Raw genomic sequence first — 12,305 nt, 5'->3', positions numbered from 1 at the left:
CCCCTCGGCCACGATGAGCCGGTGACGTCGCCACTTCCTGCGCCGAGCGCACGGTCACTCCTGCTGACCGTGGCCGGCGAGATGCTCTACGACGAGCCCGCCGGCGCCTGGACGACCGCGCTGCTCCGGGTGTTCGCCAGCCTCGGCGTCGAGGATCACGCGTGTCGCCAGCTGCTCGCCCGGTCGACGAACGCGGGATGGCTCACCAGGGTCCGCGAGGGCCGCGCCGTTCGCTGGACGCTCGACGCGCGGGGGCGAGAGCTGGTCGAGGAGGGCATGCGTCGCTCCGACGCCTACCTCTCCGACGATCGCACCTGGGACGAGCACTGGCTGGTGCTCTACGTCAACGTCCCCCAGAACCGGCGGACCACGCGCAAACGCCTCTACGGTGGTCTCGACTGGCTCGGCTTCGGCAACCCGGTGGCCGGCGTCTGGGTCACGCCGCACTCCGAACGAGCTCCCGCGCTGACCCGACTGATCGCGGCCCTCGAGCTCGAGCAGACGTCGTTCGCCGTCTCGGGCAGGAGGGTCGACCTCGGCCTGACCGAGTCCGAACTCGTGGCCCGGGCCTGGGACCTCACCGAGCTCGAGGTGGCCTACCAGCGCTTCCTCCAGATGGATACAGAGCGGCCCGACCCACGGACACCCGACGAGGTACTCACCGCGTACCTGGAGCTGCTCAACCTGCAGCAGCGCTTCATGCGCCGTGACCCGCAGCTCCCCGTGGCACTGCAGCCCGAGTGGGTCGGCCGCGAGGCGGCGGCCCGGTTCCGCGCACGACGCGGGCGGTGGGCGGAGGCCGCTCACCGCCGCTTCCGGGAGATCGTCGCCGAGTCGAGCCCCCGGACACCCGACCGAGTTTAGACAGATATTCACACTGAGGGTTGCGATCTGTACAAGCTCCCCACTACGGTCAGACCAAATTTCGCGGTGACCCACCTCTCATCCCGGCTGACCTCTGGAGCCCTCCGTGACCACTCGAGACACCCCGGTCGTCGTCGCCCGGGGGGCACGACACGCCACCCCGCGACGCGCGGCCGCCGCGGCCTTCCTCGGCTCCGTCGTCGAGTACTACGACCTCGTCGCCTTTGGGACCGCCGCTGCCCTGGTGTTCAACACTTTGTTCTTCCGCGACGTCTCCCCCTCGGTCGCCCTCCTCCTCTCCTTCGCCACCTTCGCCAGCGGTTACGTCGTCCGCCCTCTCGGCGGACTGCTCTTCGGGTGGATCGGCGACCGGCACGGCAGACGCACCGCCGTCATGCTCACCATCGTCGTGATGGGCGCGGCCACGGTGCTGATCGGCCTGCTTCCGACGTACGCGGCGATCGGTTGGGTCGCGCCGGTCCTGCTCGTGGTGCTGCGCGTGCTGCAGGGCCTCGCCGTCGGGGGCGAGCTCGGCGGGGCGGTCCTCATCGCCGTCGAGCACGCCCCGGAGCGGCGCCGCGGCTTCTACGGCAGCTTCTCCACCGCGGGCGCCCAGGCCGGCACCGTCCTGGCCACGGTCGTCTTCGCGCTCCTGACCGCCACGCTGTCCGACGAGTCCTTCGCATCCTGGGGCTGGCGGGTCCCGTTCCTCGCGAGCGCCGTCATCGTCCTGGTCGGCGTCCTGATCCGCTACGGCCTGGACGAGACCCCGGACTTCGAGCGCGCCCGCACACAGGAGCGCACCCGCACGCCCATCCGCACGGCGATCACCGCCCACCCCGGCGCCATCCTCGGCATCACCGCCGTGATGGCCGGGATGATGTCCATCTGGTACCTGCTGACCGTGTACAGCCTCAGCTACGCGACCACCGAGGTCGGTATCGCCAAGCCGACGATCCTGTAGGTCGTCACCGCGGCGACCTTTCTCGTCGTCGTCATGAACCCGGTCTGGGGTGCCCTCTCCGACCGGATCGGCCGCAGCACCCTGCTGTCCGCCGGCCTGGTGGTCGAGGGCGTGCTGCTGGTCGGGTACTTCCTCGCCCTGCGCAGCGGCAGCGTCGCGTTGATCTTCGCATCGCTGCTCGCCGTGGCCGGGATCGGCCACGCCTGCGTCAACGGCATCTTCCCGGCCTTCGTCACCGAGGCCCTGCCGCCAGAGGTGCGCTACACCGCCGGCTCGCTCGGCATGCAGCTCGCGGCACTGATCGCCGGGTTCGCCCCACTGGTCGCGGTCGCCCTGGAGGGCTCGACGTTCGGCGTCTGGACCATCTGCGGGCTGGCTCTGCTGCTGTGTCTGGCAGGCGCCGTGGCCGCGCAGTTCCTCGTCCGGGCGCGCCGTCCTGAGCCCGCCGTCGAGCCCGCTGCAGCCTGAGCGACACCCTCCCCACCACGTCGTCGGAAAGGACACCCATGGCCCTGGACACCCGCCTCGACTTCACCGACCGGTCGGTCGTGATCGCCGGTGGCACCTCAGGGGTCGGTCTCGCGACCGCGGCGGCCTTCGTCGGCGCCGGCTGCCGGCGGCTGGTCCTCATCGGCCGCAACCAGGAGCGTGGCAAAGCCGCCGTCGACTCGATCCGGACCCCGGACGCGCAGGTGGAGTTCCTCTCCGCGGACCTCAACGAGCCCGAGGCGGCCCAGCAGGCCGCCGACGAGGCGGCCCGACTGCTCGGGGGGATCGACGTCCTGGTGAACTCGACCGTCGCGCCGTACCAGCCCATGCTGCTGCACGACATCCCGCTGGAGCAGCTGCGCGCGGTGCTGGTGGAGCAGGCCGTCGGCTCGCTGCTGATGACCCGCGCGGTGCTCCCCGTGATGCGGGCGGCGGGCCACGGATCGATCATCAGCATCGCCAGCGACGCGGTGAAGGTCCCGACCCCCGGCGAGACCGGCATCGGCGCGGCGATGGCCGCCATCGTGACGTTCTGCCGGACCCTGGCCCTGGAGGCCAAGAACGACGGGATCCGGGTCAACGTGCTCACCCCGTCGCTGATCGTCGACACCGCCTCGTACGACCGGGCGATGAGCCAGGAGTTCAGCAAGAAGATCTTCGATCGGATCGTTAGGCGGGCCGGGCTCAGGCTTACCGAACCGGACGACCTCGCGGGGACCATCCTGTTCCTCGCCTCTCCCCTCGCGCAGCGCATCACCGGACAGGTCATCAGCGTCAACGGGGGGATCTCGGTTGCCTGAGCGCACACTGGTCCGCCGCCGTGTGCGGGGCCCGGCGGACGTGGCCGACATCGAACGGCACGACCCGGCCGACCTGCGGCCCGCCGACACGATCGTCGGCTGTCTGCGCAGCGTCACCGAACACCAGCCCGGGAAACAGGCGATCGTCCTCGTCGAGCCGCCGGACCTGCTCACCCCGGCACGGACTCTCACCTACGCCGACGTCGTGTCCGCGATCGAGAGCACCGCCGACCTGTTCCACGAGGCGGGTGGTGCGGACAGCGTCGTCGGATTGCTGCTGCCGATGGTCCCGGAGGGGCTGGTCGCACTGTGGGGCGCACAGACCGCGGGCACGGCCGTGCCGATCAACCCGTTCCTCGAGCCGGCCGCGATCATCGCCATCCTCGACCGCACACTTGCGACGGCGCTGGTCACCACCCGGGAGCTGCTCGAGGAGAAGGGCGGACCGGAAGGGCTGCGCACAGCGGTCCCGTCGCTGCGTCGGGTGTTCACCGTCGACGAGCCGGGCTCCGAACGGGACCTCGCCGCAGCGGCACGCCCCTTCGCGGGTCGCGGGCTCACCTTCGTCCCGGACGAGGACCCGACGCGTGACGCGCTGATCATGCCGACGGGCGGCACCACCGGCACGCCGAAGCTGGTCCGGATGTCCCAGGGCGGCCAACTCACCGTGGCCTGGAACGTCGGAGCCCTGATGGGCAACGAGCCGGACACCGTCACCCTGCACGGTATGCCGAACTTCCACTGCGGCGGCACGATCTCGCTCGGACTGCGGACCCTGCTGTTCGGCGGCACCCTGCTCACCCTGACCACCGAGGGCTTCCGCTCCCGGCGCGCCGTCACGGCCTTCTGGGACATCGCGCGCCGGTACCGGGTGACGAGCCTGCTCGCGACCCCCACGACCGCCACCGCCCTGCTCCACGGCCAGGGCGACGCGCACGGGTGCTCTATCCGCGACTTCCACGTCGGCGGCGCGCCACTGTCCACGGACGTCCTCGAACGGTTCCACCAGCGGTTCGGGATCTGGCTGCGCGAGAACTGGGGCATGACCGAGCTCCACGGCACCACCACCGGGCACTTCGACGACGGCCGACGGCCACGGGTGGGTTCGGCGGGGCGGGCGCTACCGTTCGTGCGGGTCAAGGCGGTGGAACTCGACCCGGCCGGCCGCTGGCTGCGGGACTGCGCACCCGGCGAACGTGGTCTGTTGCTGACCGGGACCCCCACCGTCACGGCGGGCTACCTCGATCCCGCGCTCGACGCCGACTACTTTCCCGGCGGGCTGCCCGACGATCTGCCGCCGGGCTGGCGTTGGGGCAACACCGGTGACCTCGGGACAGTCGACGAGGACGGCTACGTGTGGCTATTCGGGCGGGCGAAGGACCTGATCATCCGCGGCGGGCACAACATCGACCCCGGCGAGATCGAGGACGTCCTGGTCCGCCACCCCGCCGTGCACCTCGCCGCAGCGATCGGCAGGCCGGACCCGGTGAAGGGCGAGCTGCCCATGGCCTACGTGCAACTCCGGGACGACGCGAAGGCAGAGCCCGCCGACCTCCTCGCCCACTGCCGCGCTCACGTCGGGTAGCGCGCCGCGGACCCGGTCGAGGTCGTCGTGCTGGACCGGATGCCCACCACTCCGGTCGGCAAGATCTCCAAGCCCGCCCTGCGAGCGGATGCGTTGGTCCGCGAGGTGCATCGCGTCGTGTGGGAGCACGCTCCGGGCGGCGCGGTCAGGCTGGACGAGACCGGTCCGCGGCAGCGGGTGGTCATCACCGTCCCCGACCCCGGCGCGGCCGGGGTGCTGCGTGCTGCGTTGTCCGGCTACCCGTTCGAGATCTCGCTCGTCGTCCCACCGTCGCGACCCGCCCCTCCGACACCCGTTCCCCACTGAACCGCCAGCCCGACGACTGGAGCCACTGATGTCCCTGTCGACCGGTCGGTCCTCCTGGGCCGCCACCGGGAGCCTCGCCGAGCTCTGGGAGATGTCCCTCGGCGACCTCCTGCGCGAATGCGCGGCCGACCACCCCGATCGGTGCGCCCTGGTGGACGCCGACCCCGACCCGGCGCGAAGGCGGTCCTGGACCTACGTGGAACTGCTCGCGACCGCCGAGCGGGTCGCGCAAGCCCTGCTGTCCCGGTTCCGGCCCGGGGAACGGCTCGCGATCTGGGCCCCCAACTGTGCCGAGTGGGTGCTGCTGCAGCAGGGGGCGAGCCTGGCCGGGCTGGTCCTCGTGACCGTCAACCCGGCGAACCGCAGAATGGAGCTGGAGTACGTCCTGCAGAAGTCCCGCGCCGCCGGCATCGTGCACGCCCCCGGATACCGCGGCGTGGACATGGCGGCCACGGTGCGCGAGGTCCGTGCCGCGACGCCGGACCTGCGCGAGGCGATCGACCTGGCGGACTGGGACGAGTTCCTGGCGTCCGCCACCGGAACGCACGAGCTCCCCGATGTGGCGCCCGGCGATCCCGCGCAGATCCAGTACACCTCGGGCACCACCGGGTTCCCCAAGGGCGCTCTCCTGCACCACCGCGGGGTCCTGAATGCCTCGCGGCTCGTCGCCCGCGGCGCCGGGGCCACCGACGGCGCCGTGTGGGTGAACGCGATGCCGATGTTCCACATCGGCGGCGGCGCCCTGACCGAGATCGGCACTTTCTCGTTCGGCGGCACCTACGTGCTGATGCCCGCATTCGACGCAGGATCGCTGCTCGAGTTGATCGAGACCTACCGCGGCACGATCACCCTGCTCGTACCCACGATGCTCACGGCCGTCCTCGCCCACCCGGACCTGCCGACACGCGACGTCTCCAGCCTGCAGACGGTGATGTCCGGCGCGTCCTTCGTCCCGGCCGAGCTCGTGATCCGTACGAAGGAGACGCTGGGCTGCCGGTTCACCATCGTCTTCGGCCAGACCGAGCTCCACGGGGTGATCACCCAGACCGCCCTGGACGACTCCCCCGAGGACCAGTCACGCACGATCGGCCGCCCGCTGCCGCTGGTCGACGTGCGGATCGTCGCCCCCGGGACCGACGAGGTGGTCCCGATCGGGACGCGGGGAGAGATCTGCGCCCGCGGTTACCAGACGATGCTGGGGTACTTCGAGCAGCCGGACGACACGGCGCTGGTGTTCTCCGACGGCTGGCTGCGCACCGGCGACCTGGGGACGATGGACGGGCGCGGGTACCTGACGATCACCGGCCGCCTCAAGGACATGATCATCCGGGGCGGCGAGAACATCTACCCGCGCGAGGTCGAGGACACGCTCACCGCACACCCGGGAGTCGCCGAGGCGGCCGTGGTGGGTGTTCCCGATGCCGAGTGGGGCGAGCAGGTCGGCGCCGTCATCGTCCCGGTCGACCACACGACGCCGCCGGACCCCGCCGACCTGCGAGCCCACTGCCGCGCGCGGCTCGCCGGCTTCAAGGCACCCAGCCACTGGTTCATCGTCGACTCCCTGCCCACGACCCCGACGGGGAAGGTCCAGAAGTTCGTCCTGCGGGACCGCATCGACAGCGGGGACCTCACCGGTGTCGTGACCGTCTCGCGGACGCGGGACGACCGACAGCTGCGCAGTTGAGCACGACACCGGCGGACCTCCCTGGCCGCCCGGTGCGCGGCCGTGCAGGCGGGCCAGGTGGTGACCTTCGACCACCGCCCGCCCGCCCCGAGTCGATCGGGGCGGGCGTTCCGCGTTCGGCTCAGATCCCGGCGGTCCGGTGGGCCGCGGCCAGGAACGACCGCACCAGCCCGGGGTCGGCGTAGTACGGATCGCCGTGACCGGCGGCCGCGCGGCGGTGGCTGTACTCGTACAGCACCGCGAGCTTCCACAGGGCCAGCGCGGTGTACCAGCGCAGACCGGACAGATCCCGCCCGGTCGCGGCGGCGTAGCGCTCGGCCAGCTCGTCCCTCGTCGCGTACCCGGGCTCCAGGACGGCCGCGCCCAGCTCCGCGGTCGGGGTGAGCGATTCCCCTGCGAGCGGCCACGAGGCCAGGAAGTAACCGACGTCGAACAGGGGGTCGCCGATCGTCGCCAGCTCCCAGTCCAGCACCGCCGCCACCGAGCCCGACGGGCCGAGGATGACGTTGCCCAGCCGATAGTCGTTGTGCACCAGTGTCGCCCCGGACTCGGCCGGGACGTGGGCCTCGAGCCAGGCGTCGATGTCGGCGAACGCCAGGGGCGGGTTCCCGTCGGCGTCCGAGACGAGTCGGCGCATGCGGCGCAGGTGCCGGCCGTTGAAGCCCTCCGGCCTGCCCATCTCGGCCAGTCCTGCGGCCTGCCAGTCGACGGCGTGCAGGCGGCCCAGGGTGTCGACCATCGACTCGCCGATCACGCGGCGGTGCTCGGCCAGCGCCGGCGGCGTCCGGGTGGTCACGACCGGGCCGGGCACGTGGCTCATCACGTACAGCGGGCTGTCGATCACCTCCCCCGCCTCCGCGGTGGCCAGCACCTCGGGCACGGGCACGCCCGTCCCGGCGAGCCCCATCAGCAGCCGGGCCTCGCGCAGGACGTCGTGCGCGCCCGGCGGCAGCGGCGGGGGCGGCGGCCGCCGGACGACGACGTCGCGGCTGCCGCGGACCAGGTAGGTCAGGTTGGAGTGCCCGTCCCCGATCCGCCGGGTGGTGAGCGGGCCGTCCGTCACACCGTGCTTGGCCAGGAACGTCTCCAACGCGGCCAGGTCGGCCTCCGACCAGTCCCAGCCGGCCTCCGCGTCGGCCGAGCTCACCGGTTCCTGCTCGCGACGAGGTGGTTCAGGTACTCGCGGGGCCAGTGCGTCTCCCACTGCCCGGCAGCGGACTCGCCGTCGATCGTGGCGTCGCAGGCCGACTCCCAGATCTCGGTGGCCATCTTGTCGTTCGTGGGCAGCTTGACCAGGCCGTAGCGGTCGAAGGTGACCTCGGTCCGGCCGCCCGCGGTGTCGACGAGCGTGGCCTCGAGCCGCTTCTGGGACATGTCGTCGTGGTAGGTGGCGCGGTGCTCGATGTGCGCCACCGGGATCGTGACGCCGTCCTTGAGGACGGAGCCGGCGAAGCCCCACTCGCCGCCCGCGATCCAGATCCAGCCGTTGATCGCGCGCCCGGAGTCGGTGTAGGCCACGAACCACTTCCAGTGGTGCGGCACGCCCCAGTCCCGGTTGCCCCAGGAGTGGTCGCGGTGACCCATGCGGCGGTCCCACTCGATGCGCCGTCCTGCGACCTCCAGGAACCCGGAGACGCGGCCGGTCTGTTCGAGCCGGTTCGCGGCGAACCACTCGGGCAGGCCGTCGGGGTTGGAACGGTAGGAGAAGGCGTCCTGAATCGCCTCGAAGCGGTACTCCAACCGCACCTTCCCGCTTTCGTAGGTGACCTCGGCGGTGCGCCGCAGCTCCGGCTGGCGCACGGTCAGGCCCTTCAGCCGGAAGTCGTCGAAGTCCATGTCCTCCGGCACCGCGCCGCCGTCGAGGTCCAAAGCCAGCGGCTGGGCGTCGGGGCCCCACACCGACACGTTGAAGCCGGACTTCCCGTGCGCGGTCAGGTACAGGTAGACCTGCAGCCCGAGCCGCTCGTCGGGCATGATCATCTCCCAGAACAGCGAGTCGCGCATCCGGCCGCCCGGCTCGGCGGGCCAGTGCCGCAGGTCGTCCTGCGGACCGAAGCCGGGGTCGGGGATGTGCACGTCGGGCAGGGTCATCGGCTAGCTCCCGGTGAAGTTCGGCGAACGGCCTTCGAGGAAGGCGGACAGGGCCTCGGGCATGTCGTCGGCGCGGGTCAGCAGGGCCTGCCCGCGGTTCTCCAGTTCCATGGCCGCGCCGTAGGAGGTGATCTCCTGGTTGCGCAGCAGGGCGCGCTTGGACATCCGGATGCCGCCCGGCGAGTTCGTGGCGATCTCCGCGGCCAGCGCGTCCGCCTCGGCGTAGAGCTCTTCGCTCGCTACCACCCGGTTGACCAGCCCGATCCGTTCGGCCTCGGCCGCGTCGACGATCCGGCCGGTGAAGCCGAGCTCCGCCGCGCGGCCGTAGCCGAGCAGCCGGGTGAGCAGGTAGCTCGTGCCGAGCTCCCCGCAGGACAGCCCGACGCGGACGAACGCGCAGGACAGCTTGGCGGTCGGCGCGGCCAGCCGGATGTCCGCGGCCAGGGCCAGCGCGAGCCCGCCACCCACCGCGGGGCCGTGGATCGCGGCGATCACCGGGAACGGCAGCGCCCGGATCGCGGCGATGCCGCCGGCGGCGGCCTCCTGGAAGAACAGGAACTCGCGCACACCGAGCTCCTGGATGGAGCCGATCTCGGCGAGGTCGAACCCGGCGCAGAAGGCCTTCTCCCCCGCCCCGCGCACGATCAGCGCGCGGGCGCCACTGTCGCGCAGCGCCAGCGCGGCGTCGTTGTGGTCGTAGAACGTCTGCACGGTCTGGGAGTTGGCCCGCTTGGGCCGGTTCATCGTCAGCACGGCCACGCCGTCCGCGCGCAGCTCGACGAGCAGCGTCTCCAGCTCGACCAGGGTCGTCGTCGAGCAGTCCTCGGTGGTGGTCATCAGCGCCCCGAGAAGATCGGCGCACGCTTGGCGCGGAACGCATCCAGGGCCTCGGCCATGTCGTCGCTGCGGGTGAGCAGGGCCTGGCCCCGGTTCTCCAGCTCCAGCGCCGCGGCGTACGAGGACGCCTCCATGTTGGCCTGCAGCGCCCGCTTCGACAGCTGGACGCCCCCCGGCGAGTTGGCACAGATCTGCTCGGCCATCGCCAGGGCGGCGCCGAGCAACTCCTCCTCGGGCACCACCCGGTTGACCAGCCCGGTCCGCTCCGCCTTCTCGGCGTCCATCATGCCGGCGGTGTAGGCGAACTCGGCGGCGGCGGCGGGGCCGATCAGCCGCGGGAGCAGCCACGACGTGCCGAGATCGCCGGCGGACAGGCCGATCTTGACGAAGGCCGCGTTGAACTTGGCGCGCGGCGAGGCCAGCCGGATGTCCGCGGCGAGGGCCAGCGCGAGCCCGCCCCCTGCCGCCGCCCCGTTGACCGCGGCGATCACCGGCACGCGAATGCCGCGGATCGCCGCGAGCGCCCGCGCGGCGCGCTCCTGCAGGTCCAGCATGCCCAGTGCGCCCAGCTCCGGGAGCTTCTCGGCGTCGGCGAGGTCGTAGCCGGCGCAGAAGGCCTTGCCCGCGCCGGTCAGGATCAGCACACGCAGGCCCGGCTCGCGGTCCAGCTCGCGCGCGGTGGTCTCCAACTCGCGGAACATGTCCGCGGTCATCGCGTTGTAGCGCTCCGGCCGGTCCAGGGTCAGCACGACCACGCCCTCGCGCGGCCGCTCCAGCCGGAAGGTGGTCGGGGTGTCGGGCATCGGTGGTCGTCCTCTCGGTCAGGCGTGGGCCGGGGCAGGGGTCAGGGCCGCGAGGATCCCCTCGGTGGCCTCCTCGAGCCCCTCGGGGTCCAGGCCCCAGGGCGGGGCGCAGAGATCCAGGTGGTCGAACGCCGCGGCGTGAGCGGCGACGCGGTCCGGCAGCTCCGCCGGCCTGCAGGCGATGCCGATCGCGTCGATCGCCTCGTCCGGCACGGCGGCCGCCGCCGCGGCCGGGTCGCCCGCCTTGGCCACGGACCGGATCCGCTGCTGCGCAGCGTCCCAGCCGTGCAGCGCGAACAGCCGGTCGTACACACGGGACGCGGCGTACTGGGCGACGGCGAAGGCGACCCGCCGCCGGGCCGCCTCCTCGTCGTGGTCGAGCGCGACCATCCGCAGCCCCTTGACCACGAAGCCGTCGAGATCGCGTCCGGTGTCGGCAGCGCCGGCCGTGAGCGCGGGCCGGACCACCTCGTCGAGGTAGCCGGCCGTGGTCATCGGGTGGCAGACGAGTCCGTCGGCGACCCGGCCCGCGGCGCGAACCATGCGCGGTCCGACACCGGCGGTCCAGATCGGCAGGTGCTCCCGCAGGGGTGCGGGTGTCCCGGCCGTCGGGACCAGGTGCAGCCTGTAGAAGCGGCCCTCGTGGTGCACCGGGCCCTGGTGCAGCCGCCAGAGCTTGCGGAGGACCGTGACCAGCTCCTCCATCCGCACCGCGGGAGCGTCCCCGCTGGTGGACAGCCAGTTCTCCATCATCCCCGGGGTGCCGTTGCCGAGTCCGAGGACGATCCGCCCGCCGGTCAGCTCGTCGAGGTCCCGCGCCTCAGCCGCCCAGATCAGCGGCGAGCGTCCGACGCCGTAGGCGATGTTCGAGCCGATCGCGATCCGCTCGGTCGCCGCGCCCAGCACCGCCATCGGCACCGTCGCGGAGCGGCTGTAGAGCTCGCCCGTCCACACCGCGCCGAAACCGGCCGCCTCGGCCCGGCACGCGAGATCTGCGGCCGCGCGGAACCGTCGGGGGCCGCGGCCGCCGGTGAAGATCGTGAGCCCGTACTGCTCGCGCATCGTCGCGCTCCTCCGTGCTGGGGGTCGTAGGACGTCTAGGCGAACTTCGGTGCCCGCTTCTCCAGGAACGCCGTGATGCCCTCGCGGGCCTCGCCGTGTTCGAACAGCTCCTGGATCTGCTCCACCTCGTACCGCTTGCCCTCCGCGAACGGCAGGTCGAAGGCCGCGTCGACGGTCCGCAGCACGGCGGCGAGCGCGGGCCGGGACAGGGAGCTCAGCTGCCCCGCCAGCTCCAGCCCGGCGTCGCGCGCCTCGCCGGCCTCGACGAGCCGGTCGACGAGCCCGATCGCCTTCGCCTCGTCGGCCGGGACCTGGCGGGCCGTGGCCATGATGTCGATCGCCCGCCCGCGGCCGACGAGGCGCGGCAGCCGCTGGGTGCCCGCGGCGCCGGGGATCAGGCCCAGCTTCACCTCCGGCAGGCCGTACTTCGCGTCCGCCCCGGAGACCCGCATCGTGCATGCCATGGCCAGCTCCAGACCGCCACCGAGGGCGACACCCTCCACGGCGGCGATGCTGACCAGCTCGGCCGCGGCCAGCCGCTCGACGGCCCCGCGCAGCCGGTCGCCGTAGGCGGTGAACGACTCGGCGTCGACGGTTCCCATGTGCTTGATGTCCGCGCCCGCGGCGAAGAACGCGGGGATGGCCGAGGTCAGCACGAGCACCCGGGTGCCCCGGCGCTCCGCCTCGTCGAGCACCGCGTTCAGCCCGTCGATGATCGGCGGCCCGAGCGCGTTCGCGGGGCGCCGGTCCATGGTCGCGACGAGCACGCCGTCCGCGGCGTCCTCCCAGGTCACCACATCGGTCACAGGCTCATCCTCTC

At 72.3% G+C, this 12,305-nt stretch carries 12 protein-coding genes and 1 pseudogene; 7 read left to right on the top strand and 6 right to left on the bottom strand.

The window, feature by feature from the left end:
- The first annotated feature begins 21 nt into the window (after window positions 1-21).
- The 7 genes and pseudogenes from LWC33_RS06925 (at window position 22) to LWC33_RS06895 (ending at window position 6,692) form a co-directional block, all read left to right on the top strand.
- Entirely contained in the window at window positions 22-864 is an 843-nt protein-coding gene (locus LWC33_RS06925) for a PaaX family transcriptional regulator (protein ID WP_233303398.1), read from the top strand.
- Window positions 865-970: 106 nt separating this feature from the next.
- Window positions 971-1,828 carry an MFS transporter gene (locus tag LWC33_RS06920; RefSeq protein WP_233303397.1) on the top strand — a complete coding sequence of 286 codons (858 nt, stop codon included), beginning with the start codon at window positions 971-973 and terminating at the stop codon, window positions 1,826-1,828.
- 12 nt (window positions 1,829-1,840) lie between these two features.
- Window positions 1,841-2,296 (top strand): annotated as a pseudogene (locus LWC33_RS06915) (MFS transporter); the annotation flags it as partial.
- A gap of 38 nt (window positions 2,297-2,334) precedes the next feature.
- Window positions 2,335-3,117, top strand: a complete 783-nt coding sequence (locus LWC33_RS06910) for an SDR family NAD(P)-dependent oxidoreductase (protein ID WP_233303395.1) — start codon at window positions 2,335-2,337, stop codon at window positions 3,115-3,117.
- Window positions 3,110-4,702: an AMP-binding protein gene (locus LWC33_RS06905; protein WP_233303394.1), complete on the top strand. Its 1,593-nt coding sequence runs from the start codon at window positions 3,110-3,112 to the stop codon at window positions 4,700-4,702. Before LWC33_RS06910 ends, LWC33_RS06905 begins: the two co-directional genes overlap by 8 nt.
- 39 nt (window positions 4,703-4,741) lie before the next feature.
- Window positions 4,742-5,008, top strand: a complete 267-nt coding sequence (locus tag LWC33_RS06900) for a hypothetical protein (RefSeq protein ID WP_233303393.1) — start codon at window positions 4,742-4,744, stop codon at window positions 5,006-5,008.
- A 28-nt stretch (window positions 5,009-5,036) separates the two neighbouring features.
- Entirely contained in the window at window positions 5,037-6,692 is a 1,656-nt protein-coding gene (locus LWC33_RS06895; protein WP_233303392.1) for an AMP-binding protein, read from the top strand.
- A gap of 121 nt (window positions 6,693-6,813) precedes the next feature.
- Here LWC33_RS06895 and LWC33_RS06890 read toward each other — a convergent pair whose 3' ends face one another.
- From LWC33_RS06890 to LWC33_RS06865, 6 genes are read right to left on the bottom strand one after another with little or no spacing between them, the layout of a single operon-like run.
- Window positions 6,814-7,839, bottom strand: coding sequence for a phosphotransferase family protein (locus LWC33_RS06890; protein ID WP_233303391.1), 1,026 nt, complete (start codon window positions 7,837-7,839; stop codon window positions 6,814-6,816).
- Window positions 7,836-8,783 (bottom strand): DUF7064 domain-containing protein, encoded by a 948-nt coding sequence (locus LWC33_RS06885; RefSeq protein WP_233303390.1) that lies wholly within the window; start codon window positions 8,781-8,783, stop codon window positions 7,836-7,838. The genes LWC33_RS06890 and LWC33_RS06885 overlap by 4 nt, the downstream gene beginning before the upstream one ends.
- 3 nt (window positions 8,784-8,786) lie before the next feature.
- Window positions 8,787-9,620 carry an enoyl-CoA hydratase/isomerase family protein gene (locus LWC33_RS06880; protein ID WP_233303389.1) on the bottom strand — a complete coding sequence of 278 codons (834 nt, stop codon included), beginning with the start codon at window positions 9,618-9,620 and terminating at the stop codon, window positions 8,787-8,789.
- Entirely contained in the window at window positions 9,620-10,423 is an 804-nt protein-coding gene (locus tag LWC33_RS06875) for an enoyl-CoA hydratase/isomerase family protein (RefSeq protein ID WP_233303388.1), read from the bottom strand. The genes LWC33_RS06880 and LWC33_RS06875 overlap by 1 nt, the downstream gene beginning before the upstream one ends.
- A gap of 18 nt (window positions 10,424-10,441) precedes the next feature.
- Window positions 10,442-11,485, bottom strand: coding sequence for an LLM class flavin-dependent oxidoreductase (locus LWC33_RS06870; RefSeq protein WP_233303387.1), 1,044 nt, complete (start codon window positions 11,483-11,485; stop codon window positions 10,442-10,444).
- 35 nt (window positions 11,486-11,520) lie between these two features.
- Window positions 11,521-12,291, bottom strand: a complete 771-nt coding sequence (locus tag LWC33_RS06865; protein ID WP_233303386.1) for an enoyl-CoA hydratase/isomerase family protein — start codon at window positions 12,289-12,291, stop codon at window positions 11,521-11,523.
- Window positions 12,292-12,305: the final 14 nt, after the last annotated feature.

The organism is Pseudonocardia terrae (assembly GCF_021343995.1).
GTDB classification, from domain to species: Bacteria; Actinomycetota; Actinomycetes; order Mycobacteriales; family Pseudonocardiaceae; genus Pseudonocardia; species Pseudonocardia terrae.
The sequence above is the reverse complement of the archived record's forward strand: the minus strand, read 5'-3'. Positions and strand labels throughout refer to the sequence as shown.

Bases quoted from the DNA above. Each gene is read 5' to 3' on its own strand.
- LWC33_RS06910 (WP_233303395.1), top strand. From the start codon at position 2,335: ATGGCCCTGGACACCCGCCTCGACTTCACCGACCGGTCGGTCGTGATC.
- LWC33_RS06900 (WP_233303393.1), top strand. From the start codon at position 4,742: ATGCCCACCACTCCGGTCGGCAAGATCTCCAAGCCCGCCCTGCGAGCG.
- LWC33_RS06895 (WP_233303392.1), top strand. From the start codon at position 5,037: ATGTCCCTGTCGACCGGTCGGTCCTCCTGGGCCGCCACCGGGAGCCTC.
- LWC33_RS06885 (WP_233303390.1), bottom strand. From the start codon at position 8,783: ATGACCCTGCCCGACGTGCACATCCCCGACCCCGGCTTCGGTCCGCAG.
- LWC33_RS06880 (WP_233303389.1), bottom strand. From the start codon at position 9,620: ATGACCACCACCGAGGACTGCTCGACGACGACCCTGGTCGAGCTGGAG.
- LWC33_RS06875 (WP_233303388.1), bottom strand. From the start codon at position 10,423: ATGCCCGACACCCCGACCACCTTCCGGCTGGAGCGGCCGCGCGAGGGC.
- LWC33_RS06870 (WP_233303387.1), bottom strand. From the start codon at position 11,485: ATGCGCGAGCAGTACGGGCTCACGATCTTCACCGGCGGCCGCGGCCCC.